This window comes from Kribbella sancticallisti, assembly GCF_039530625.1.
Taxonomy (GTDB): domain Bacteria; phylum Actinomycetota; class Actinomycetes; order Propionibacteriales; family Kribbellaceae; genus Kribbella; species Kribbella sancticallisti.
In genome coordinates this window covers 167,630-190,735 of record NZ_BAAAOS010000064.1, presented here as the reverse complement: position 1 = coordinate 190,735, position 23,106 = coordinate 167,630, and the positions used below count along the sequence as shown (strand labels likewise).

Below are 23,106 nucleotides of genomic sequence, written 5' to 3'. Positions count from 1 at the left end.
CGACCAGCAGAGTAATTCTGCATGGTCACACCCACACGCCGCGGCGTTACCGCGGAACGTCTGAAAGGCTGGTTGTAGTCATGGTTCGGTGGCAGAAGAAGGCGGTGGCCACGGGGGCGGCGCTCGTGCTGGTCGCGGCGCTGGGTGCTTGTAGTTCCTCCGGCGGCAAGCAGGAGGAGGAGAACTCCGGCGGCGCGGCCGGCAACGTGGCGGACACACCGCGGATGAAGATCGCGTTCATCACGCACGCCAAGCAGGGCGACACGTTCTGGGATCTGGTCCGCAAGGGCGCCGAGGCGGCGGCCGCGAAGGACAACGTCGAGCTGCAGTACTCCGGTGCTCCCGAGGGCGCGGACCAGGCCAACCTGGTGCAGACGGCGATCGACCAGAAGGTCGACGGTATCGCCGTGACGCTGGCGAAGCCGGACGCGATGCAGGCGAACGTGAAGAAGGCGGCCGACGGCGGCATCCCGGTCGTCGCGCTCAACGGTGGCATCGAGGCCTGGAAGCAGGCGGGTGCGCTCGGGTACTTCGGTCAGGACGAGCGGATCGCCGGTCAGGCGGCTGGTTCCAAGCTCGCCGAGCTCGGCGCGAAGAAGGCCGTCTGCGTCATCCAGGAGCAGGGCCACGTCGGTCTGGAAGCTCGCTGCCAGGGCGTCAAGGACAAGTTCCCGGCCGTGGAGAACATCTACATCACCGGCACCGACATGCCCGGTAGCCAGACCACGATGACGTCGAAGCTCCAGCAGGACAAGAGCGTCGACTACATCGTCACCCTCGGCGCGCCGTTCGCGCTGGCGGCGGTCAAGTCGGTCAAGGAAGCCGGGTCCAGCGCGAAGGTCGGCACCTTCGACACGAACAAGGAACTGGTCGGCGCGATCAAGTCCGGTGACGTGCAGTGGGCCGTCGACCAGCAGCCGTACCTGCAGGGCTACCTCGCGGTCGACAGCCTGTGGCTGTACAAGACCAACGGCAACACCATCGGCGGTGGCCAGGCCACTCTGACCGGCCCGGCGTTCATCGACAAGGACAACGTCGCCGCGGTCGAGAAGTTCGCCGCCAACGGGACCCGCTGATCGCCATGGCGTCCACCCTGACGGCGCCGTCGTCGGTCGACGACCGCGTCTCGACACGTTCACTCGGCGCCCGGTTGCTGAGCCGGCCGGAGATCGGATCGCTGGTCGGTGCGATCGTCGTCCTGGTGTTCTTCCTGATCACGGCGCCGACGTTCCGCGACGTGGCTGCCAGCGGCACGATCGTCTACAACGCGGCGCTGATCGGCGTGATGGCGGTACCGGTCGCGTTGCTGATGATCGGTGGCGAGTTCGACCTGTCGGCCGGTGTCGCGGTGACCACCGCGGGCCTGACCGGCGGGCTGTTCGCCTACCAGTTCAGCACCAACGTCTGGGTCGGCGTCCTGGTCTCCCTGCTGGTCATGCTGGCCGTCGGCGCGTTCAACGGCTGGCTGCTGATGCGGACCGGGTTGCCGAGCTTCCTGGTGACGCTCGGCACCTTCTTCATCCTGCAGGGACTCAACCTGGGTGTCACCCGGGTGCTGTCCGGCACGGTCTCCTCGACGTCGATCAGCGACATGGACGGCTTCGAGTCGGGCCGGAAGGTCTTCGCCTCCGACTTCACCATCGGCTCCGTCAACGTCAAGATCCTGGTGGTCTGGTGGATTCTCTTCGTGGTGGTGGGTAGCTGGGTGCTGCTGAAGACGAGGATCGGCAACTGGATCTTCGCCGTCGGCGGCGACGCGGCGGCCGCGCGGGCGGTCGGTGTGCCGGTGAAGCGGGTGAAGATCGGCCTGTTCATGATGGTCGGCTTCTTCGCCTGGTTCTCCGGCATGCACCTGCTCTTCACCCAGAACAGCGTGCAGTCCGGCGAAGGTGTCGGCAAGGAGTTCATCTACATCATCGCGGCCGTCGTCGGCGGGTGTCTGCTGACCGGTGGATACGGCTCGGTGGTGGGCGCGGCGATCGGTGCGCTGATCTTCGGGATGACCCAGCTCGGCGTCGTCTACGCCGGCTGGAACGCCGACTGGTTCAAGGCGTTCCTTGGCGTGATGTTGCTGCTGGCCACCATCGTCAACCTCGTCGTCAAGAAGAGGGCGGATCTGAGATGAGCACCACCGAGAAGTTCGCGGAAGAGGCCAGCAGCAGTCCGACCACGCCCGTCGTCCACCTGGAAGAAGTCGGCAAGAGCTACGGCAACGTGCACGCGCTGCGGGGTGTCTCGCTGGCGGTCAGGCAGGGCGAGATCACCTGCGTGCTCGGGGACAACGGCGCGGGCAAGTCGACGCTGATCAAGATCATCGCCGGGTTGCACGAGCACACCGACGGCGTCTTGTCGGTCAACGGCGAGCGGCGCACCTTCAGCTCGCCGCGGGAGTCCCTGGACAGCGGGATCGCCACCGTCTACCAGGACCTGGCGCTCGCCCCGCTGATGTCGGTGTGGCGGAACTTCTTCCTCGGCAACGAGCTGACGAAGGCGTTCGGCATGCTGGACGCGGCGAAGATGAAGAAGATCGCGCACGAGGAGCTGACCAAGATGGGGATCTCGATCCCCAACCTGGAGCAGCCGGTCGGGATGCTGTCGGGCGGTCAGCGCCAGTGCATCGCGATCGCCCGGGCGATCTACTTCGGCGCGAAGGTGCTGATCCTGGACGAGCCGACCGCCGCACTCGGCGTGAAGCAGTCCGGCGTGGTGCTGAAGTACATCGTCAAGGCCCGCGACGCCGGCCTCGGCGTCGTCTTCATCACCCACAACCCGCACCACGCCTACCTGGTCGGGAACCACTTCGTCGTACTCAAGCTGGGCCGGGTCGCGCTCGACACGCATCGCGCCGACATCACCCTGGAGCAGCTCACCAACGAGATGGCCGGTGGTTCCGAGCTGGAGGCGCTCAGCCACGAGCTCCGCGGTATCGAAGCGGGGACGGTGGTGCGCCCGGCCAGCAGCGAGGGCCCGGTCCGGATCGAATCCCCACTGGAGAGCACATGACACAGCACGACCTCAGGATCGGCATCATCGGCGTCGGGATGATGGGCGCCGACCATGCCGAGCGGGTCGCCCGGCGGATCTCGGGCGCCCGGCTGGTCGCTGTCTCCGACCCGGACACCGAGCGAGCGACCGCGCTGGCCGCGGCGCTCGACGGGGTCCGGGTGATCGGTGACGCCCAGGCCCTGATCGGCGACGCCGAGGTGGACGCGGTCATCATCGCCTCCCCCGGTTTCGCGCACGCCGAGCAGTTGATGGCGTGCCTGGAGCACGGCAAGCCGGTGCTCTGCGAGAAGCCCCTGACGATGGACACCGAGTCGTCGTTGCGGGTGGTCGAGGCCGAGCACAAGGTCGGTCGGCCGTTGATCCAGGTCGGGTTCATGCGCCGCTTCGACCCGGAGTACGCGGGGCTGAAGCGGTTGCTGGACTCCGGGGAGCTCGGGCGGACGCTGCTGCTGCACAACGTGCACCGGAACAGGACGGTCCCGGAGACGTTCCGCAGCGAGATGATCGTGCGCGATTCCCTGGTGCACGAGGTCGACGTCGCCCGCTGGCTGTTCGACGATGAGATCGCCCGGATCACCGTGCACGCCCCGAAGCCGACCAGCCTGGTCGGCGAAGGGGTGCTCGACCCGCAGCTGGCGGTGTTCGAGATGGCCGGTGGCGCGATGGCCGACGTGGAGGTCTTCGTGAACTTCCAGGTCGGCTACGAGGTCCGCTGCGAGGCCGTCGCGGAGAAGGGCAGCGCGACCATCGGCCTGGGGGTCGACGTGCTGACCAAGCAGGCCGGACACTGGGGTGGTGCGGTGCCGGACGACTTCCGGGTCCGCTTCGGGCTGGCCTACGACATCGAGGTCCAGCGCTGGGTGAACGCCGCGGCGAAGGGCGAGATCGACGGTCCGACGGCCTGGGACGGCTATGCGGCCGCCGCGGTCTGCACCGCCGGTGTGCAGTCTCTGCAGGAAGGCCGTCCGGTGGAGGTCGAGATGGTGAGCCGTAGCGAGGTGTTCGGGTGAAACTCAGCCTCGACCCCTACATGTTCCGCAGTACTCCGCTGCTGGAGCTGCCGGCCCTGGTGGCGTCGCTCGGTTACGAGTGGCTGGAGCTGTCCCCGCGGGACGACTTCCTGCCGTTCTTCAACCACGCCAGGGTGGACGACGCGGGAGTCGCCGCCTTCAAGCGGGAACTCGGCAAGGCCGGGGTCGGGGTCTCGTCGGTGCTGCCGCTGTACAAGTGGTCCGGCCCCGACGAGGACGAGCGGCAGGCGGCGGTCCGGTACTGGAAACGCGCGATCCGGATCACCGCCGACCTCGGCGTGGACGTGATGAACTCCGAGTTCAACGGCCGGCCCGAGCAGGCGGCCCGGAGCGAGTCGCAGTTCTGGCGCTCGATGGAGGAGTTGCTGCCCGTCTTCGAGGCCGAAGGAGTGCGACTCGTGCTCGAGCCGCACCCCGACGACTTCGAGGAGGACGGCAAGGCCGCGATCGACCTGATCCGCGGCATCAACAGCCCGCTGGTCAGCTTCCTGTACTGCGCGCCGCACACCTTCCACATGGGCAACGACGCCCCGGGCATCATCGGGTACGCCGGTGACCTGCTCACCAACCTCCACATCGCCGACTCGTTCGACCACACCGGGTCGTCCGGGCTGCGCTACATCGTCAACCCGCCCGGCTCGACCGTCCGGGTGCACCAGCACCTGGACATCGGCCAGGGTGAGGTCGACTTCGACGAGCTGTTCGCGAGCCTGGCCTCGGCCGGTTTCGACGGCACCATCACCGCCTGCGTCTTCGCCTGGGAGGAACGCGCCCGGGAGTCGAGCACGTTCATGCGGGAGAAGATCACCTGCCTTTTTGATGACGCAAGACTGATGAAGCAAGGGATGCAGCTGTGAGCACTGAGCGAATCACCCACCTGATCGGCGGAACCCCGTGGACGGGAGTCTCCGAACGCACCAGCAAGGTCTACAACCCGGCCACCGGTGAGGTGACCGGCGAGCTGGATCTGGCCTCGGCCGCGACTGTCGACGAGGTGGTGAAGGTCGCCCACGACGCCTCGAAGGCCTGGGGCCGCACGTCGCTCACCAAGCGCGCGCAGGTGCTGTTCGCCTTCCGCGAGTTGCTGAACGAGCGCAAGGAGGACATCGCCGCGCTGATCACCGCCGAGCACGGCAAGGTGCTGTCGGACGCGCTCGGCGAGGTGACCCGCGGCCTGGAAGTGGTCGAGTTCGCCTGCGGCATCCCGCACCTGATGAAGGGCGGCTTCAGCGAGAACGTCTCCACCAACGTGGATGTCTACTCGATCCGCCAGCCGCTCGGCGCGGTCGCGGTGATCTCGCCGTTCAACTTCCCCGCGATGGTGCCGATGTGGTTCGTCCCGATCGCGGTCGCCTGCGGCAACAGCGTGGTGATCAAGCCGTCGGAGAAGGACCCGTCCGCGGTGAACGCGGTGGCCTCGCTGTGGAAGGAGGCCGGGCTGCCGGACGGCGTGATGAACGTCGTGCACGGTGACAAGGAGGCCGTCGACCGGCTGCTCGAGCACCCCGACATCAAGGCCGTCTCCTTCGTCGGCTCGACCCCGATCGCGCGCTATGTCTACGAGACCGGCACCAGGAACGGCAAGCGCGTGCAGGCCCTCGGCGGCGCGAAGAACCACATGGTCGTGCTGCCTGACGCGGACCTCGACCTGGCCGCGGACGCGGCGGTCAACGCCGGCTTCGGCTCGGCCGGTGAGCGCTGCATGGCGATCTCCGCGCTGGTCGCGGTCGAGCCCGTCGCCGATGACCTGATCGCCAAGATCCGCGAGCGGATGGCGACGCTGAAGACCGGCGACGGCACCCGCGGCTGCGACATGGGCCCGCTCGTCACCGGCCCGCACCGCGACAAGGTCGTGGGGTACGTCGAAGCCGGCGTCGAGGCCGGCGCGGAGCTGACCGTCGACGGTCGCGAGGGTCCGTTCGACGGCGGTGACGACGGTTTCTGGCTCGGCCCGACGCTGTTCGACAAGGTCACCCCGGACATGTCGATCTACACCGACGAGATCTTCGGCCCGGTGCTCTCGGTCGTCCGGGTCCCGTCGTACGACGCGGCGCTGGACCTGGTGAACTCCAACCCGTATGGCAACGGCACCGCGATCTTCACCAACGACGGCGGCGCCGCCCGGCGCTACCAGACCGAGGTGGAGGTCGGCATGGTCGGCGTCAACGTGCCGATCCCGGTCCCGATGGCCTACTACTCCTTCGGCGGCTGGAAGAACTCCCTGTTCGGCGACAGCCACGCCCACGGCGTCGAGGGCGTGCACTTCTTCACCCGCGGCAAGGTCATCACCTCACGCTGGCTGGACCCGTCCCACGGTGGCCTGAACCTGGGCTTCCCCACCCACGACTGACCCCAGTACCGCGGCCAGTGCCGCTGCGGCCGATCCGTCGATGTGGCCGTGCAGGAGTTCCGTGCGATGGACAAGCCGGGGCGACTCCACGGCCACGGCGGCCACCGTTGCGACGCCGGCCGCGGCAGACGCCGGCAGTACTGCGAGACCGTGGCCGGCGGCAACCAGTGCGAGCAGGGTGCGGGTGTCCGTGCCTGAATAGGTGATTGAGGCGCGGAGCCCGTCCGTCTCGGTGGCGGCCCGGAGATCGTCCAGTGGGGCGGCGATCTCCGGGGCGTCGATCCACCGCGCATCGACGAGGTCATGCAAGCTGAGCCGCTTGCGCCGGGCCAGTGGATGGTCGTGGGGGAACGCGACCATCAGTGGTTCGTGAGCGATAGCCGTGGTCCGCTGCGCGCCGGTGTCGAACAACCTGAGCGGATCGCTGGGCGCGGCAACGCCGTCCACCAGGCCGAGGTGGAGCTCCCCGGCGGCGACGCCCCTGGCGACTGCTTCACGCCCGGCGACCACCAGGGTGACGTCCAGACCGGGCGTGCTCCTGCGCAGTTCGGTCAGTGCGCGAGCCGGTGATGCCGCCAGGGGAGTCGCGCCGAGGATGAGTGAGCCCGGCGCCTCCCCGGTGGCACGGAGTACGTCGGCGCGGGCTGCGTCCAGACGGAGCAGGATCGGGGCCGCGTGCTCGAGGAGGCGCTCGCCTGCTGCCGTGGGAGCCACCGGGCGCCGCTGTAGCAGCGCAGTACCGAGGTCGTTCTCGAGGGCGGCGATGTGCTGGGAGACGGCGGATTGGGTGTAGCCGAGGTTCGCCGCGGCCGTCGAGAACGAGCCGGACTCGGCGACCGCCACGAAGGTACGCAGCAGATGGGGATCCACGCCGATCAGTATTGCTTATCGGGTGTGTAGAGATCATCGTTGGCGCTGATCTCATCGTGGGCCCACGATGAACGCATGACCTCTGCTCACACCGCCCGGATCGCTCTCGTCGGTGATCGTTCGCCGCACGTCCGCTCGCATGCGCGAGTGCCGGGACTTCTGGATGGACTGCGCGACCGGGAACAGTTGGACCTGGACGTGTATTGGGTGCCGACTGAGCACGCTGACGAACTGGCCGGCTTCGACGGGATCTGGTTGCTGCCCGGCAGCCCGTACGAGAGCGAGGCCGGCGCAATTGCCGCCGTCCGCTGGGCGCGGGAGAACGGGGTTCCGTTCCTGGGGACCTGCGCCGGCTTCCAGCACGCTGTCCTCGAGTTCGCCCGCAACGTCTGCGGTGCGACCCACGCCCAGCACGGGGAGACTTCGCCCGATGCCGACGACCTGTTGATCGTGCCGCTCGCCTGTTCGCTCGTTGGGCACGAGGGCGCGGTGCACATCACTCCGGGCACGCTGGCGGCGTCGATACTCGGCACAGAGCGTTCCGTGGAGCGCTATCACTGCTCCTACGGGTTGGACTCCACCCGGTTGGATGTTCTGCGGGACAACGGGCTCGTGTTCAGTGCCTTCGACAACGACGGCGACCCGAGGATCGCCGAGTTGCCGACCCATCCGTTCTTCCTGGCCACGCTGTTCCAGCCGGAGCTGGCCGGTGACGCGACCAGGCCGCACCCGATCGTGCAGGCCTTCGCGCGGGCGACCGCCGCGGTAGCGGCGTAGTACAGCTAGAGGGTGGAGATCGGGCGGGGCTGGAGGCCGGCCTCGCGGTAGCAGGCGTCGATGAGCTCCATGGTGTCGACGGCGTCGTCCGCGTCGATGGGCAGCGGGGTGCCTTCGCGGAGGTGGGCGGTGAAGGCTTCCAGCTGGTAGGTGTACGACGACCTGCGGCCGAGCTGCTCGACCCAGTTGTCTTCCTTCGTCGTCACCACGACCCGGTCGTCGGTGTGCGGCAGGACGAAGCCGGGCGCGAACGCCTCGCCCCGGGTGCCGATGATCCGGCAGCTGAAGTCGACCTCCTCCGCCGCCATGCTGGTCCGTACTGCGCCAGTCGCGCCGTTCGGGAAGACCAGGTCGGCGTTGAGCCACTCGTCCACGCCAGGCAGACGCTTGCGCTCGCCGGCACGGGCGCTGGCCAGCGTGGGGGCGCCGCCACCCCAGGGAGCCAGCATGCGCTGCGCGTGCAGGGCATAGCAGCCGACGTCCATCACTGCGCCGCCGGCAAGTGCCAGGGACCAGCGCGGGTCCTCGTCGTCCGGCGGCGGCATCACCATCGTCGTCTCGACGTGCTGCAGCTCTCCCAGCTCGCCCTTGCCCAGCAGCTCGTGCAGCCGCCGCGTGACCGGGTGGAACAGGTAGTGGAAGCCCTCCATCACCACGACACCCTGCTCGCGCGCGGCGTCCCGGACCTGCGCGGCCTCGGCCGCGTTGCTGGCCGACGGCTTCTCGGTCAGCACATGCTTGCCCGCGGCAATCGCCTTCAGGTTCCACGGACCGTGCAGGCCGTTGGCCAGCGGGTTGTAGATCGCCTCCACCTCGGGATCGTTGATGACGTCGTCATAACCGGCATGGACCCGCTCCACCCCGTGCTCGGCGGCGAACGCCGCGGCCCGGTCGGTATCCCGGGCGGCGACGGCGACCAGGCGGGCGCCGGTCAGGCGGGCCGGTTCGACGATTGCCCTGCCCGCGATCCGGGCGGCTCCGAGAATGCCGATGCGAAGCGGTTCCATGCGTTCTCCCTTGCTCAGATGTTCTCCGTACGGCGGCGTACGGCGTGCTCGTCGAGGGCCTGCTGCAGACGGTCGTCCGGCCAGTCCTCGGCGAGGGCTTGGCGGACCAGGTCGGCCTGGGTGGGTGGAGCGAGCCCGCCGATCGGCTGGTCCCGGTCCAGGTTGGTCGGGAAAGCGTAGCCCTCGGCGCTCGCGGCGATGACGTTGTCCAGATCGAAGGCGTCATCCTGCCGCAGCGTACGCAGTACGGGATAGAGCGTGACCGCCATCCGGACCCGGTCGACGCTCTCCATCGCGCGGCCGAACGCCGAGGAGATCTGCAGCAGGTTCGCCATCCGCAAGATGTCGGTCGAGTGGTTGCTGCCGGCCGCGTGGAACAGCGCCGGATTGAAGAAGACCGCGTCGCCCTTGGCCAGCGGTAACTGCACGTGATGAGCGACGAAGTGCTCGCCGAACTCGGGCTTGCGCCAGGCCAGGTAGCCGAGTTCGTACTTGTGCGAGTGCGGCAGGTAGAGCGTCGGCCCGCTCTCGACCGGCATGTCACAGTGCGCGACCGCGCCCTGCAGCGTCAGCACGCTGGACAGCTTGTGCACATGAGCAGGGTATTGAGCCGCGACCTCGTTCGACTGGAATCCGAGGTGGTAGTCGCGATGGACGGTCTGACCTTCACCTCCCGGATTCACCACGTTCACCTGGGAGGTGACCTGGTACGCCGGTCCGAGCCACGCCTTCGCGACCAGCGCGAGCAGGTCGTTCGCGTAGTAGGCAGCGAACACCTCGGGGGCCCGGAGCGCCAGCTTCTCCAGCGCGTTCCAGACCCGGTCGTTGGCGCCGGGCTTGGCGAAGTGGTCTCCCGCGGCCGTGCCGGACCGGTGCTGGTCCTCGATCATCCGGTTGAACTCGGCGGTGCCGGCATCGACCACGTCCTTGCCGAAGGCACCCTTCAGCACGATGATGCCCGGTCCCTCGCTGAGTGCTTTGGCGAACTCGGCCTGCACCTCGGCGGGATCCTCCTTGCGGAGGCGGGCGGCGTCGTACAGCGGGACCTGCTGCTCGATCGTGTCCGCGAACGGGTAGTCGGCCGGGTCGGTCCGGTCGTCGAGCACCTTCAGCAGGTCGTCCAGGTGGGCGTCCTCGGGGTTCAGCCAAGTCATCGGTAGCTCCTCTCGTTGTCATTCAGCCTGGTGCTTGACTGGTGGAATCGGTACACCTGAAATCCGTCAAAAACCCGTCTTCGCCAGGAGGTCTCGTGGGGCGTGCGTACCGGGTGCGGGACATCGCGGTACAGGCCGGGCTGAGCGAGACCACGGTCGACCGGGTGCTGAACGGCCGGGCCGGCGTGAGCGTTCGCGCCCAGCGGCAGGTCGAGCAGGCGATCCGCGATCTCGACCGCCAGCGGTCCCAGCTCCGCCTCGGCGGCCGCACCTTCGTGATCGACCTCGTCATGCAGGCCCCGGCCCGCTTCTCCGGCGCCGTCCGCGCGGCGCTGGAAGGTGAGCTGCCCGGCCTGCGCCCCGCCGTGATCCGCGCCCGCTTCGCCCTCGACGAGACCGCGTCGGCTCCGGCGATGGTCGACACCTTGGAGCTGGTACGGCGTCGCGGCTCGCAGGGCGTCATCCTCAAGGCCCCCGACGAACCGGAGGTGGTAGAGGCCGTCGACCGCCTGGTTGCTGCAGGAATCCCGGTGGTGACGTTGGCGACCGACCTGCCCACCAGCCGCCGAGCCGCCTACGTCGGCATCGACAACCGTGCCGCGGGCGCCACAGCGGCGTACTTCATCTCCCAATGGCTCGGCGATGCCCCGGGCAATGTCCTGGTGACACTGAGCCGCGACACCTTCCGCGGCGAGGAAGAACGAGAAATGGGCTTCCGTACTGCGCTCCGCCGCCTGGCCCCCGAGCGTTCCTTGGTGGAGCTCAACAACACCGACGGCCTCGACACCACCATGCACGGCCTGGCCCTGGCCGCGCTCAGCACCGACCCCACCATCAATGCCGTCTATTCCATCGGCGGCGGCAACCACGCCATCGTCGACGCCTTCGCCGCTCTGAACCGTCCCTACCGCTGCTTCATCGCCCACGACCTGGACCCCGACAACCACGCCCTACTCCGCTCCGGCGCACTCACCCTGGTCCTCCATCACGACCTGCCCACCGACCTCCGTCGCGCCTGCCAAGCCCTCCTCCAGTCACACCACCTGCTCCCGAACGCCCCGCACTCGCTGCCTTCCAACATCCACCCGATCACCCCGCACAACCTCCCCACTCGAACACCTCATGACTGAGCCGACCGTGGGGCGGTAGTGCCTCGGGGGATGAGCGTCGGCGGGATGACGGTGGTGGGGGTATGAGGAGTGTCCGTCAGGCGAGCCAGGGCGGTGGTGAGGGCTTCAGTGGCCAGCGCAGGGGTGTTCTGGGCGATGGTCGTGAGGTTGATGTGGGACAGGGCTGCAGTGCTGGTGTTGTCGTAGCCAATGATCGAGAGGTCGGTGGGGACCTCGCGCGGGGATTGACGGATAGCGTCCAGCAGGCCGACGGCTGATCGGTCGTTGAAGACGGTGACCGCGGTGGCTTCTGGGTGGTCGTCGAGGATGAACTTGGCGGCGCGGGCGCCGTCGTCCTCAGTGGGTCCGCCTGGGAGGACCACCGGCCTCAGGCCTGCGCGGCGCAGAGCCGACTTGTAGCCGGTACGGCGTTCGGCGGCGCCGGGGGACTTGCCGCCGTCAACGTGCAGGATCGACCGGTGGCCCAGGGCAAGGAGATGCTCCACGGCCAGCCGAGCACCTGCAGCGTCGTCAGTCCGTACTACGTCCACGCCCGTCGCCTTCACCTTGCGTGCAACGGCGATGACTGGTTGGTGCGTGGCCAGGTCGGCCAGCGCTGCACGAGACAGCCGAGGGCCCAGCAGGATCAGGGCCTCGCACCGATAGTCCAGGAGCGACTGTACGGCGCGGGTCTCGGCCCGCGAGGGAGCTACCGCGCTCAGAGCCAGGTCGTACTCGGTTGACTCGGCAGCGGAGTACAGGGCCTCGATCAGGTCGCCGTGGAAGGGGTGCTGGACGTCGAAGGTGACGCCGAGCAACCTGGTGCGAGTACGGCCGAGCAACCGAGCGCGGTGGTCCGGGCGGTAGCCGAGGGCTTCGCCTGCTGCCAGGACGCGGGCGCGCGTGGCGTCGCTGGCTCCCGGGGCGTCGCGGTACACGATGGAGACCAGGGCGCGGGAGACGCCGGCGCGAGCGGCGACGTCCTCCATGGTCGGGCGGCTCATCCCAGGCTCCCTGTCTCCCGTGCGAGATCGAGTCTTGACGAGTGCTATCCAAGCAGTGTTCGCTAGCCCGTGACTAGAGCGCTCTAGTTCTAGTTTCTTTTCACGGGAGGCGGGCGGAGATGCGCACAGATCATGGTTTGCGGGTGGTTCGGGCCGCGTTGGTCGGAGCCGGCCGGATCGGCACCATGCACGCGGGGAACCTGGCCCGCCGGGTTCCGGGTGCCGAACTGGCGGCGGTGGTCGACCCCAGGGAGGACGTCGCGCAGGCACTCGCCGCGAAGTACGACGCGAGACCTGCGGCCGAGATCGACGACGTGCTGAAGGATCCCGACATCGACGCCGTCCTGATCACCTCGGTCGCGGCAGCGCACAGCGAGCTGATCATCCGGGCGGCCGAGGCGGGCAAGGCCGTCTGGTGCGAGAAGCCGGCCTCGCTCACGCTCGACGAGATCGATCGCGCGATCGCCGCCACCCAGCAGGCAGGGGTGGTGTTCCAGGTCGGATTCAACCGGCGCTTCGCCGCCGACTTCGCGGCAGCGCACCGGGCCGTGGTGGACGGCGAGATCGGTACTCCGCAGCTGATGCGCTCGCTCACCCGCGATCCGGGCTGGCCGGCAGGTCTGGCCAACGCCGCGAACGTGAAGCCCTGGACGATCTTCCGCGAGACCCTGATCCACGACTTCGACACGCTGCTCTGGCTCAACCCCGGCGCCGAGCCGATCGAGGTCTACACCAAGGCCGACGCACTGGTCGCCCCGGAGTTCAAGGATTCCGGGCTGATCGACACCGCGGTCGTGATGATCACCTTCGACAACGGCGCGATCGCCGTCGCGGAAGCGAACTTCTCCGCGCTCTACGGCTACGACGTCCGCGGTGAGGTGTTCGGCTCGAAGGGCATGGTCACCGCCGGCCGGCACGCGAGCACGCCGATGCGGCAGTACAACGAGCACGGCATCCAGCGGCAGACGCTCAGGAGCGACGAGGAGATGTTCGTCGACGCGTACACCCAGGAGCTCGCCGACTTCGCCGAGGCGGTCCGCGGCAACGCGCCGCCGCCGGTCACCGGTGAGGATGCGCGCCGCGCTCTCGCGGTCGCGCTCGCCGCGATGCAGTCCCACGAAGAAGGCCGCCCGATCAAGCTGGACGCCACGCGATGAGGCTCGCGGTCTGCGCCGAGATGGTCTTCACCGACCTGCCGCTGGTCGAACGCGTCGAGCGAATCCACGCCGCCGGGTTCGACGTGGAGATCTGGGACCACACCAGCAAGGACATCGAGGCGCTCAAGAACACCGGTGCCACCTTCTCGTCGATGACGGGATACATCAGCGGGTCGCTCACGTTCGACCAGGACGAGTTGCTGAAGACGGCCGAGCAGTCGATCGAGGTGGCGAAGGCGCTGAACTGCCCCCGGCTGAACCTGCACGGCACCGAACTGGGCGAAGGCGGCCTGCCCCGCGTACCGCAGTACGAGGTGAGTGGGGAGATGTGGCTGTCAGCAGCGAATACGCTGACGGAGCTGGCGAAACTCGGTGAGCGCAACGACGTGATGTTCGTGCTCGAGAACCTCAACACCGCGGTCGATCATCCGGGCGTCCCGTTCGCCCGGGCCGCCGACACCCATGCCCTGGTGAAGGCCGTCGGCCATCCGAACCTGAAGCTGATGCTGGATCTGTACCACGCCCAGATCGGCGAGGGGAACCTGATCGCGCTGCTGGAGAAAACCCTGCCCGAGATCGGCGAGATCCAGGTCGCGGACGTCCCGGGGCGGTGTGAGCCGGGCACCGGCGAGATCAATTATCCGGCGATCGCGCGGGCGCTGCGCAGGATCGGATACACCGGCACGGTGGGCCTGGAAGCCTTTGCTCACAGCGACAGCGACCTCGCGTTGCGCCGGTTCCGGGACGCCTTCACAAACGAAGAGATCTGATCAAATCCGCACTCCGACTCGACGGTGCGCCCTGGACACCCCAAGATGTGCCCATGAGCACCGTCCAGGTCAGCGTTGATCGCACCAGCCGCACCCCGCTTCACGTACAGCTCGCGCAACAGCTCGAGGCGGCGATCCAGGGCGGCGAACTCCCGGTCGGTTCCCGGCTCAGCAACGAGGTGGACCTCGCGGAGGCCTACGGACTGAGCCGTCCCACGGTCCGCCAGGCGATAGCCCGGCTGGTCGATCAGGGCCTGCTCGTCCGCAAGCGCGGTGTCGGCACCCAGGTGGTGGGCAACTCCGGCCAGGTGCGGCGCTCGCTGGAGCTCACCAGCCTGTACGACGACCTCTCGGCCGCTCACCGCAAACCAGAGACCGAAGTACTGCGCTTCGGCATCGCGCCGGCAAGCGCGGACGTCGCCGCGGCCCTGCAGTGCGAGCAAGGAGACCGCGTACTGCGCTTGGAGCGCCTCCGCAAAGCAGACGGCGAACCACTGGCCCTCATGCGCAACTGGCTACCCCCGGAGATGCTCGACACGGACCCGAACACCCTTGCCGAGCGGGGCCTCTACGAGCTGCTCAGGGCCGAGGGAGTGCGCCTGAAGGTTGCACACCAGACCATCTCCGCCCAGCCCGCCACACCGGAACAAGCCCGGCTCCTCATGGAAGAGCCGGGCGTTCCGCTGCTGGCGACCACTCGGATCACCTATGACGACCACGGTCGCGCTGTGGAGTACGGATCCCACTTGTTCCGCGCGTCGCGCTACGCCTTCGAGCACACCCTCGTCCACCGCTGATCCACCCCTCAGAAGATCCGCGACGGACGAGGGCAGGTCCTACTTCTTACCGGTGCCCGGGAACTTCCAGCCCTTGTTGCCCGCCATCTCCAGCAGTTGGTCCGTGCTGAGTGCCGGCTTCACGCGGGTGTGCGTGATGCCCTTCTCCGCGGGGGCGTTGTAGCTCGACAGGGTGATCGTGCGACCGTCCGGGTAGTGGATCTGCACCAGGTTCTGGAGCACCCCGTCCTTGGCCTGCCGCGCATCGGCGTACATGGGCGCCTCCTTCGTCGTGCCGACCACCGAACCGTCTGAGCGGACCTTGCAGGTCGTGGTCGCTCGCTCCGGCTCGCACTTGGTGACAGGCACCTCGTAGGTCACGAAGGCGTCGACCCGGGACAATCCCTTGCCGTCGTTGACCAGGTAGGCGGCGCCGTTGAAGCCCTCTGCTCCACCGCCCCAGGTGGTCGGCTGAGAGGCCTGGAGGCCGCTCGGCAGCACCTTCTTGAGCGTCTGCAGGGTCTGCCGGGCCGGTACGCCGGGCCTCCCGGCACCAGGATCCTTGGGCGCGGGCTTGTCGGGACCTGCGGTCGGCACCGCCTGCTTCGGCGGGAACCTCCAGAGCTTGCTGTCCGCGATCGCGGTGAGCTCGGCGACGCTGAGCGCCGGCTTCGGGCGGGAGCGCTCGGCCCCCTTCTCCTCCAGGGCGTTGAAGCTCATCAAGCTGATCGATCCGCCCGCGCTGTTGGTGACCAGGACCGAGTTCCGCAGGACGCCGCCAGGATTGTTGTCCTTGCTGAAGGTGGGATCGTCGGTCTGGACGGAAATGAGAGATCCGTCGGCGCGGCGCTTGCAGTCGACGGGTTGTGGCTGGAGGCAGGTTCCGTCGTTCGAGCTGATGCTCATGGAGAGCTTCGACGCTCCCTTGCCGTCGTCGACGACGACGGCTGCGCCGTTGCCCCAGGCGTCACCCCAGACCTCCGTCTTCTGGACCTTCAAGTGAGCCGGCAACAGCGTGACCAGCGTCTCGAGTGTCTCCTTCTGCGTCGGCTGCTTGGCGGCCTCTGTCTTGGGGGCGGCCACAGTGCTCGACGGCGGACCAGAAGCCGGTGCCGGGGCGTTGCCGAGCACCTGGGTGCCGGTGACGATGACGCCGGCCGTCGCCAGTACCGCGGTCGCGCCGCTGACGCTGAACAGGGCGGTACGGCGGCGGCGCAGGGTGGTACCGCGGCGCATGCCGCGTTCGACCAGGTCGGTGGACTCGGGCTCGAGGTTCTCGGTGGCCCGGCGCATCAGGTCGGGCAGGGTGTCGTTCAGGTTGTTCATCCGGATTCCTTCGGTCAGAGAGCGATCAGGTGGACGGCGTCATCGCCCAGCACGAGGCGAAGGCGATCCAGCGCCCGCGACGTCCTGGTCCTGATCGCACCGGCGTTCTTGCCGAGATCGAGCGCGACCTGTTCGACGCTGCGATCTTCGAAGAACCGCAGCACCAGCACCGCACGATCGAGAGGGGCGAGTTCGGCCAGCGCGCTCTGCAAGGCCACCCGCAGATCGACGTCCCCGGGTCGCTCGGCCCGTTCCGGCAGCCTCGACGTCGGCTGCTCGGTCCAGCTGCGCCGCCGGCGTTGCGAGATGAACGTCCGCACCAGCACGGTCTGCGCGTACGCCGGCGGGTTGTCGATCCGCTGCAGCCCGCGCCAGGCCCGGTACATCTTCGCCAGCGTCTCCTGGACCAGGTCCTCGGCGTGGTGCCGATCCCCGGCCAGCAACCAGGCCGTCCGGTACAGATGAGGTGTTCGCGCTCTGGCGAACTCCTCGAAATCGTCCGTCGTCGGTCTCATCGCTGCCTTTCCGTCGTGGTCTCACCCTGTTCGACGCCCTGCCCGGGCTCCGGCGTTACACCATGACTTCCCGAGTCTCCTCACCGAGAGGCTCCTCGTCTTCCTCGGTCCGGCAAGCAGGGTCGTACGGGTGTCAAGAGGCTTGCAACAACGTGCAACGAAGTGGCCCTGCGGGTGAGCGGACGGATACGGTCGGTGAACCTCTCCTGTGCGACGGTTATCCACAGGCAGCCGGGAGTGGGTTGGCGCCGGTGGACCCCGGGTTGAAAGGATGTCGCTCAGGGTGACCGCCAGGTCGCCGGACGAGACACTCACGGGGAGACGATGACAGCCGACAGACTTGCCCCGCGCCGGTCCGGCTGGAGCAGCGCCGTCGAGTTGATCGACGCTCAGGTGCGCGACCTGGTCCGCCGTGAGGGGATCGATCCGCTCCGCAACCCCGGCGCGGTGAACGCGATCGTGGCGACCGTCGTGAAGGAGTACGACGAGCGCAGCCTGACCGGGATCGTGCCGCCGATCGGCGATCTGGAGGCGGTCAGCCGCGAGGTGCACGACCGGGTCGCCGGGTTCGGGCCGCTGCAGCGCTATCTCGACGATCCGGCGGTCGAGGAGATCTGGATCAACGAGCCGAGCCGGGTGTTCATCGCCCGGGACGGCCGGCACGAGCTGACCACGACCGTGCTGACCGAGGAAGAGGTCAGCGACCTGGTCGAGCGGATGCTGAAGACGACCGGCCGGCGGATCGACGTGTCCCAGCCGTTCACCGACGCCCGGCTGCCCGACGGCAGCCGGGTGCACATCGTGCTCGGCGGCATCACCCAGCGGTACGCGGCGGTCAACATCCGCAAGTTCACCGTCCGGGCGACCCGGCTCGCCGACCTGGTCGCGCTCGGTTCACTGACGCCGCACGCGGCCGCGGTGCTGGACGCGGCCGTCGCCTGCGGCCTCAACATCCTCGTCTCCGGCGGCACCCAGGCGGGCAAGACCACGATGCTGAACGCGCTGGCCGGGTCGATCCCGGGCAGCGAGCGGGTGATCAGCTGCGAGGAGGTCTTCGAGATCAAGCTGCCGATCCCGGACTGGGTCTCGATGCAGACCCGGCAGGCCGGGCTCGAGGGCACCGGCGAGGTGCGGCTGCGTGACCTGGTCAAGGAGTCGCTGCGGATGCGCCCGAGCCGGGTGATCGTCGGTGAGGTCCGCGGCGAGGAGTGCCTGGATCTGCTGCTGGCGTTGAACAGTGGACTTCCCGGCATGTGCACGATCCATGCCAACTCGGCGCGCGAGGCGCTGACCAAGATGTGCACGCTGCCGTTGCTGGCCGGGGAGAACATCGGCTCCCGGTTCGTGCTGCCGACGGTGGCCGGCTGCGTCGATCTGGTGGTGCATCTCGGTATCGCCGGCGACGGGCAGCGGCGGGTCCGCGAGATCGTCGCCGTCAGCGGCCGGATCGAGGACCAGGCGATCGAGACGGAGACGCTGTTCACCACCTTCGACGGTCAGTTGCGCCGGGCCGAGGGGCAGTTGCCGCATCCCGAGCGGTTCCAGCAGGCGGGCTACTCGCCGGCCGGGCTGCTGACCGAGTTGCCGCGCGGGGTGAACTGATGGGACTCGTTCTCGGGTTGCTCTTCGGCATCGGAGTGTTGCTGGTCATCTGGTCGTTCATCGCGCCCCCGGACGACAAGCCCCGGCAGGAAGGGCTGCTGACCGCGCGCAGCCGGGATCTGCTCGCGCGGGCGGGAGTCGAGGGCGTGACCCCGGCGGGGTTCATGAGCGTCTGCGTGATCACGGGCGTGGTCGCCGCCATCGGCATGTTCGTGGTCTCGGCAACCCTGCCGATCGGCCTGGTCTTCGGGGTGATGGCCGGCGGGCTTCCGGTCGCTCTGCTCAAGAGCCGGGCGCGCAAGCGGCTGGCGGAGTTCCGCGAGCTGTGGCCCGATGTGGTCGACAACATCTCGTCGGCGGTGCGGGCGGGGCTGTCCCTGTCCGAGGCGCTCGCTCAGGTGGGCGAGCGCGGGCCACTGCCGCTGCGCGAGCCTTTCCGCAGGTTCGGCGCGGACTACGCCTCGACCGGACGGTTCGCCGACTCGCTGGACCGCCTGAAGGAGCGACTGGCGGATCCGGTCGGTGACCGGGTGATCGAGGCACTGCGCATCGCGCGCGAAGTGGGTGGCGGTGACCTCGGCCGGTTGCTGCGCTCGTTGTCGAGCTTCCTGCGCGACGACGCGCGCACCCGGTCGGAGTTGGAGTCGCGACAGTCCTGGTCGGTCAACGGTGCGCGGGTCGCGGTGGCTGCTCCCTGGCTGGTGCTGGCGATGCTGTCGTTCCAGGGCGACGTGATCCAGCGCTACAACTCGCCGGTCGGCGCGCTGATCATCGCGGTCGGGGCGGTCGTCTGCGTCATCGCCTACCGGGTGATGCTGCGGATCGGCCGGCTTCCCGAGCCTGAGCGGGTGCTGCGATGAGTCCGCTGGTGCTGGGTGCGCTGCTCGGCGCAGCGTTCGGAGCGGGTCTGCTGCTGGTCGTGCGGCGGCTGCCGTTCCTGCGCAAGCCGTCCGCGCACGAACGGATCGGGCCGTACCTGCGAGACATCGACGGCACGGACGTGTTCCACGGCGTGGTCAGTTCCGGCTCACCGTTCTACGCGATCGTTCGGCTGTTCGGGCCGTCGTTGCGGGCCGGAGCTATCCGGCTGGAGCGCATTCTCGGCGGTGCGACCTCGGTCCGGCGTCGGCTGGCCCGGGCCGGGATCGACCGCAGCGTTGAGGAATTCCGGATCGAGCAGTTGCTGTGGGGCGTGGCCGGGTTCGGGGTGGGGCTGCTGATCGCCCTGGTCGCGCTGTCGTCCGGCGCCGGCAATCCAGTGGGTCTGCTCGTGCTCTGCGGGGTCCTGGGAGTGCTGGGAGTGCTGTCCCGGGATACCTACCTGACCAGCCAGGTGAGACGCCGCGAGCGACGGTTGTTGGCTGAGCTGCCGACCGTAGCCGAGCTGCTGGCCTTGTCGGTGGCCGCCGGCGAAGGTCCTGCCGCGGCGCTCGATCGGGTGGCTCGGTCCTGTCGCGGCGAACTGGCCGACGAGTTGCAGCGGGTGCTCGCCGAGACCCGGGCGGGTGATCCGTTGGTGCGCGCGCTCGACGCCCTGGCGGATCGCAGTGGGCTGGTCGCGTTGACGCGCTTCGCTGACGGGCTCGCGGTAGCGATCGAGCGAGGAACCCCGCTGGCCGACGTACTGCGGGCTCAGGCCGGGGACATTCGTGAGGCCAGCCGGCGTGAACTGATCGAATCCGGCGCGCGCCGGGAAGTTGCCATGATGGTCCCGGTGGTGTTTCTCGTGCTCCCGGTGACGATCGCCTTCGCCTTCTATCCGGGCGTTGTCGGGATCCGGCTGATCGCCGGATGAACTGAGGAGATGCCATGTCGTTGTCGTTGCTGTTGACCAGGCTGGTACTGAAGCCGCTGCTGATCCCGCAGCCGGCCCGCAGGGAGCGTGGGGACGTTCCCGGCTGGGTGCTGATCACCGTGATGACCGCGGGTCTGGTCGTCGGGATCATGGCCGTCGCCGGCCCGCAGCTGGAATCCATGCTGAAAAAGGCCCTGGATTCCGTCTCCGGCAAATGACGTGCCCGCGACGCGGCGAGCGGGGAGCCGCGGTGGTCGACTTCGTGCTGGTGTCGGTGCTGGTGGTGCCGCTGTTCCTCGGCGTGCTGCAGGTCGGGTTGTTCCTGTACGTGCGGAACACCGTGACCGCGGCCGCGTCGGAGGGGGCGCACTACGCGGCTGTGCTGAACCGGGAGCCCGGTGACGGGGAGGCGCGGGCGCGCGAACTCGTCGACGGGGTGGCGAGCGACGGGCTGGTCGACTCGATCGAGGCCCAGGCGACGGATGTCGACGGGCAACCGGGCGTTGTGGTCATCGTCAGGGCGCACATGCCGCCGCTCGGCCTGTGGGGACCGGGCATCGACTTCACCGTCGAAGGGCACGCCATCAAGGAGACCGGCGAATGAGCAGGCGCCGGCGGCGGAGCGAGCGGGGGAGTGCGGTCGTCGAGTTCTCGTGGCTGGCGGTGCTGCTGCTGGTGCCGTTGATCTACGTGATGCTCGCCGTGTTCGACGTGCAGCGGACCTCGTACGGCGCCACGGCGGCGGCCCGGGCGGCCGGGCGGGCATTCATCATCGTGCCGGCCGGGCTCTCCGAGGACGAGGCGCAGGAGCGGGCGTTCGAGGCCGCGCGGTTGGCGATGAAGGACCAGGGCGTCGAGCTGCGGTCGGGCGAGCTCAAGATCACCTGCAGTCCGGCCTGCCTGGAGCCGGGTTCTACCGTCACGGTCGAGCTGGGCACCGAGGTGCCGCTCCCGTTCATCCCCGAAGCGCTCGGCGGCGAGCGGCCCGCAGTACAGGTCAGTGCTTCTCATACCGAGCCCTACGGCGACTATCGGGAAGCCAAGGGGGACGGATGAAAGGCCGGGGGAAGGACGAGCGGGGGCAGATGACCGTGCTGATCATCGGGTTCACCGCGGTGATCCTGCTGATGATCGTGGTGGTCACGGACATCTCGAAGGTGTTCCTGGTCCGCCGGGATCTCGACGCCACCGCAGACGGCGCGGTGCTGGCCGCGGCCAACGGGCTGGCCGCGATCTACGCCCAGCCGGGCGCGGGCGAGAACGCCCAGCTCGATCCCGACCAGGCCCGCCGGCTGACCGCGGAGTACCTCGATTCCGTTGACGCGAGCAACCGTTTCACCGGGCTCGACTGGTCAGCCGACGTCACCGGCACCACGGTCACCGTCCGGCTCACCTCGTCCGTCGACCTCCCCTTCGAACCACCCGGCTGGCAAGGCAGCGCCGACATCGGCACGGACGCGGCAGCCGTAGTACCGATCCGCTGAGCCTGGCGGGTGCGGCAGGATCGGCCGGGTGCCCCGGGGCGAGGCGCAGCGGCAGTTCGTGAAGGAGCACCGCCGTCCGCGACCACCGGTGGCGCAGTACGCGTCGACGGCGGGTACATCGACGCGATCCTTCCGTAGCCGCTCAGTTGACTACAGTTCGTGGTCGGCCGATCTCGGCGTCCTGAGGCGGTGAATTCCGGCGCGGCACGCTGAGCGGGTACGCTGCTTGGTTGTGGCTGGACCTGATTTCGACGCTGACCTGAAGCAACTCGACGCAACCCTGACCTCGATCGAGAAAGTTCTCGATCTGGAGGGCATGCGCCGAGAAATCGCCGACCTCGGCGAGCAGGTCGCCGCGCCCGACCTGTGGGACGACCAGGCGAACGCGCAGAAGGTGACGTCTCGGCTGTCCAGCCTGCAGGCCGACCTGGAGCGCGTCACCAAGCTGCGCGGCCGGATCGACGACCTCGGCGTACTGGTCGAGATGGGCCGCGAGGAGAACGACGCCGAGACCCTGGCCGAGGCGGAGAAGGAGATCGGCTCGGTCGCCAAGCTGATCCAGTCCCTCGAGGTCCGCACCCTGCTGTCCGGCGAGTACGACGAGCGCGAGGCGCTGGTGACGATCCGCTCCGGCGCCGGTGGCGTCGACGCCGCGGACTTCGCCGAGATGCTGCAGCGGATGTACCTGCGCTGGGCCGAGCGGCACGGCTACGGCACCGAGGTCTACGACACGTCGTACGCCGAGGAGGCCGGGCTCAAGTCGACCACCTTCGGCATCAAGGCGCCGTACGCCTACGGCACGCTGAGCGTGGAGACGGGCACCCACCGGCTGGTCCGGATCTCGCCGTTCGACAACCAGGGCCGCCGGCAGACCTCGTTCGCCGCGGTCGAGGTGGTCCCGGTGCTGGAGCAGACCGACGAGATCGACGTGCCCGAGGAAGAACTGCGGATCGACGTGTACCGGTCGTCCGGTCCGGGTGGTCAGAGCGTCAACACCACCGACTCGGCGGTCCGGATCACCCACATCCCGACCGGCACGGTGGTCTCCTGCCAGAACGAGAAGTCGCAACTGCAGAACAAGGCCAGCGCGATGGTGATCCTGAAGGCGAAGCTGCTCGCGCTGAAGAAGGCCGAGGAGCGGGCCGAGATCGACGCGCTGCGCGGTGACGTGCAGGGCTCGTGGGGCGACCAGATGCGCTCCTACGTGCTGCACCCGTACCAGATGGTCAAGGACCTGCGGACGCTCTTCGAGTCCGGTAACACCAGCGGCGTGTTCGACGGCGAGATCGACGAGTTCATCGAGGCGGGCATCCGCTGGCGCCGAACCGGCCAGACCGCCGCCGAGCAGAACTAGTACTGCGTACGCGGTCGTA

The 23,106-nt window shown here is 68.6% G+C and carries 25 protein-coding genes; 19 read left to right on the top strand and 6 right to left on the bottom strand.

Annotated features, from left to right (window positions below):
* Positions 1-80 precede the first annotated feature (80 nt).
* The 6 genes from ABD255_RS40510 to ABD255_RS40485 are packed head-to-tail and all read left to right on the top strand — an operon-like array spanning position 81 to position 6,387.
* Positions 81-1,076, top strand: coding sequence for a sugar ABC transporter substrate-binding protein (locus ABD255_RS40510; protein ID WP_344222152.1), 996 nt, complete (start codon positions 81-83; stop codon positions 1,074-1,076).
* A gap of 5 nt (positions 1,077-1,081) precedes the next feature.
* Positions 1,082-2,125 (top strand): ABC transporter permease, encoded by a 1,044-nt coding sequence (locus ABD255_RS40505; RefSeq protein ID WP_344222151.1) that lies wholly within the window; start codon positions 1,082-1,084, stop codon positions 2,123-2,125.
* Positions 2,122-3,003 (top strand): ATP-binding cassette domain-containing protein, encoded by an 882-nt coding sequence (locus tag ABD255_RS40500; RefSeq protein ID WP_344222150.1) that lies wholly within the window; start codon positions 2,122-2,124, stop codon positions 3,001-3,003. The genes ABD255_RS40505 and ABD255_RS40500 overlap by 4 nt, the downstream gene beginning before the upstream one ends.
* Positions 3,000-4,016, top strand: a complete 1,017-nt coding sequence (locus ABD255_RS40495; RefSeq protein ID WP_344222149.1) for a Gfo/Idh/MocA family protein — start codon at positions 3,000-3,002, stop codon at positions 4,014-4,016. The genes ABD255_RS40500 and ABD255_RS40495 overlap by 4 nt, the downstream gene beginning before the upstream one ends.
* The gene (locus ABD255_RS40490; protein ID WP_344222148.1) at positions 4,013-4,894 is read left to right on the top strand and encodes a sugar phosphate isomerase/epimerase family protein; all 882 of its coding nucleotides are present in this window, start codon (positions 4,013-4,015) and stop codon (positions 4,892-4,894) included. Before ABD255_RS40495 ends, ABD255_RS40490 begins: the two co-directional genes overlap by 4 nt.
* On the top strand, positions 4,891-6,387 hold the full coding sequence (locus ABD255_RS40485) for a CoA-acylating methylmalonate-semialdehyde dehydrogenase (protein WP_344222147.1): 1,497 nt from the start codon (positions 4,891-4,893) through the stop codon (positions 6,385-6,387). The genes ABD255_RS40490 and ABD255_RS40485 overlap by 4 nt, the downstream gene beginning before the upstream one ends.
* Here ABD255_RS40485 and ABD255_RS40480 read toward each other — a convergent pair.
* Positions 6,328-7,257, bottom strand: coding sequence for a LysR family transcriptional regulator (locus ABD255_RS40480; protein ID WP_344222146.1), 930 nt, complete (start codon positions 7,255-7,257; stop codon positions 6,328-6,330). The genes ABD255_RS40485 and ABD255_RS40480 overlap by 60 nt on opposite strands.
* 75 nt (positions 7,258-7,332) lie before the next feature.
* Here ABD255_RS40480 and ABD255_RS40475 point away from each other — a divergent pair, with 75 nt between their 5' ends.
* Positions 7,333-8,034 (top strand): CTP synthase C-terminal region-related (seleno)protein, encoded by a 702-nt coding sequence (locus ABD255_RS40475; RefSeq protein ID WP_344222145.1) that lies wholly within the window; start codon positions 7,333-7,335, stop codon positions 8,032-8,034.
* Between the two features lie 5 nt (positions 8,035-8,039).
* Here ABD255_RS40475 and ABD255_RS40470 read toward each other — a convergent pair whose 3' ends face one another.
* Together ABD255_RS40470 and ABD255_RS40465 are read right to left on the bottom strand one after the other, a co-directional pair.
* The gene (locus tag ABD255_RS40470; protein WP_344222144.1) at positions 8,040-9,041 is read right to left on the bottom strand and encodes a Gfo/Idh/MocA family protein; all 1,002 of its coding nucleotides are present in this window, start codon (positions 9,039-9,041) and stop codon (positions 8,040-8,042) included.
* Between the two features lie 14 nt (positions 9,042-9,055).
* The gene (locus tag ABD255_RS40465) at positions 9,056-10,195 is read right to left on the bottom strand and encodes a phytanoyl-CoA dioxygenase family protein (protein WP_344222143.1); all 1,140 of its coding nucleotides are present in this window, start codon (positions 10,193-10,195) and stop codon (positions 9,056-9,058) included.
* Positions 10,196-10,290: 95 nt separating this feature from the next.
* Between ABD255_RS40465 and ABD255_RS40460 the strand changes: the two genes are divergently transcribed.
* The gene (locus tag ABD255_RS40460) at positions 10,291-11,325 is read left to right on the top strand and encodes a LacI family DNA-binding transcriptional regulator (RefSeq protein WP_344222142.1); all 1,035 of its coding nucleotides are present in this window, start codon (positions 10,291-10,293) and stop codon (positions 11,323-11,325) included.
* On the opposite strand, the gene ABD255_RS40455 is transcribed toward ABD255_RS40460, so the two are convergent.
* A complete protein-coding gene (locus ABD255_RS40455; RefSeq protein ID WP_344222141.1) occupies positions 11,316-12,308 on the bottom strand; it encodes a LacI family DNA-binding transcriptional regulator in 993 nt (330 codons plus the stop codon). The two genes, ABD255_RS40460 and ABD255_RS40455, sit on opposite strands and share 10 nt — an antisense overlap.
* Before the next feature lie 119 nt (positions 12,309-12,427).
* Here ABD255_RS40455 and ABD255_RS40450 point away from each other — a divergent pair, with 119 nt between their 5' ends.
* The 3 genes from ABD255_RS40450 to ABD255_RS40440 are packed head-to-tail and all read left to right on the top strand — an operon-like array spanning position 12,428 to position 15,032.
* On the top strand, positions 12,428-13,465 hold the full coding sequence (locus ABD255_RS40450; protein ID WP_344222140.1) for a Gfo/Idh/MocA family oxidoreductase: 1,038 nt from the start codon (positions 12,428-12,430) through the stop codon (positions 13,463-13,465).
* A complete protein-coding gene (locus tag ABD255_RS40445; protein ID WP_344222139.1) occupies positions 13,462-14,235 on the top strand; it encodes a TIM barrel protein in 774 nt (257 codons plus the stop codon). Before ABD255_RS40450 ends, ABD255_RS40445 begins: the two co-directional genes overlap by 4 nt.
* A 53-nt stretch (positions 14,236-14,288) precedes the next feature.
* Positions 14,289-15,032 (top strand): GntR family transcriptional regulator, encoded by a 744-nt coding sequence (locus ABD255_RS40440; protein WP_344222138.1) that lies wholly within the window; start codon positions 14,289-14,291, stop codon positions 15,030-15,032.
* 39 nt (positions 15,033-15,071) lie between these two features.
* Here ABD255_RS40440 and ABD255_RS40435 read toward each other — a convergent pair whose 3' ends face one another.
* The gene (locus ABD255_RS40435) at positions 15,072-16,337 is read right to left on the bottom strand and encodes a hypothetical protein (protein WP_344222137.1); all 1,266 of its coding nucleotides are present in this window, start codon (positions 16,335-16,337) and stop codon (positions 15,072-15,074) included.
* Between the two features lie 14 nt (positions 16,338-16,351).
* Complete coding sequence (locus ABD255_RS40430) at positions 16,352-16,852, bottom strand: SigE family RNA polymerase sigma factor (RefSeq protein ID WP_344222136.1); 501 nt, start codon at positions 16,850-16,852, stop codon at positions 16,352-16,354.
* Positions 16,853-17,176: 324 nt separating this feature from the next.
* On the opposite strand from ABD255_RS40430, the gene ABD255_RS40425 reads away from it, so the two are divergent.
* The 8 genes from ABD255_RS40425 to prfB all read left to right on the top strand — a co-directional run bounded on the left by ABD255_RS40425 (position 17,177) and on the right by prfB (position 23,087).
* Positions 17,177-18,454, top strand: coding sequence for a TadA family conjugal transfer-associated ATPase (locus ABD255_RS40425; protein ID WP_344222135.1), 1,278 nt, complete (start codon positions 17,177-17,179; stop codon positions 18,452-18,454).
* Positions 18,454-19,314 (top strand): type II secretion system F family protein, encoded by an 861-nt coding sequence (locus tag ABD255_RS40420; RefSeq protein ID WP_344222134.1) that lies wholly within the window; start codon positions 18,454-18,456, stop codon positions 19,312-19,314. Before ABD255_RS40425 ends, ABD255_RS40420 begins: the two co-directional genes overlap by 1 nt.
* On the top strand, positions 19,311-20,249 hold the full coding sequence (locus ABD255_RS40415; RefSeq protein ID WP_344222133.1) for a type II secretion system F family protein: 939 nt from the start codon (positions 19,311-19,313) through the stop codon (positions 20,247-20,249). The genes ABD255_RS40420 and ABD255_RS40415 overlap by 4 nt, the downstream gene beginning before the upstream one ends.
* A 14-nt stretch (positions 20,250-20,263) precedes the next feature.
* Complete coding sequence (locus ABD255_RS40410; protein WP_344222132.1) at positions 20,264-20,467, top strand: hypothetical protein; 204 nt, start codon at positions 20,264-20,266, stop codon at positions 20,465-20,467.
* A gap of 32 nt (positions 20,468-20,499) precedes the next feature.
* Positions 20,500-20,853, top strand: a complete 354-nt coding sequence (locus ABD255_RS40405) for a TadE/TadG family type IV pilus assembly protein (RefSeq protein ID WP_344222131.1) — start codon at positions 20,500-20,502, stop codon at positions 20,851-20,853.
* Positions 20,850-21,305 (top strand): hypothetical protein, encoded by a 456-nt coding sequence (locus ABD255_RS40400; RefSeq protein ID WP_344222130.1) that lies wholly within the window; start codon positions 20,850-20,852, stop codon positions 21,303-21,305. Before ABD255_RS40405 ends, ABD255_RS40400 begins: the two co-directional genes overlap by 4 nt.
* Positions 21,302-21,733, top strand: a complete 432-nt coding sequence (locus ABD255_RS40395) for a pilus assembly protein TadG-related protein (RefSeq protein ID WP_344222129.1) — start codon at positions 21,302-21,304, stop codon at positions 21,731-21,733. The genes ABD255_RS40400 and ABD255_RS40395 overlap by 4 nt, the downstream gene beginning before the upstream one ends.
* Before the next feature lie 232 nt (positions 21,734-21,965).
* The gene (gene prfB / locus ABD255_RS40390) at positions 21,966-23,087 is read left to right on the top strand and encodes a peptide chain release factor 2 (RefSeq protein ID WP_344222128.1); all 1,122 of its coding nucleotides are present in this window, start codon (positions 21,966-21,968) and stop codon (positions 23,085-23,087) included.
* The last annotated feature ends 19 nt before the right edge of the window (positions 23,088-23,106 follow it).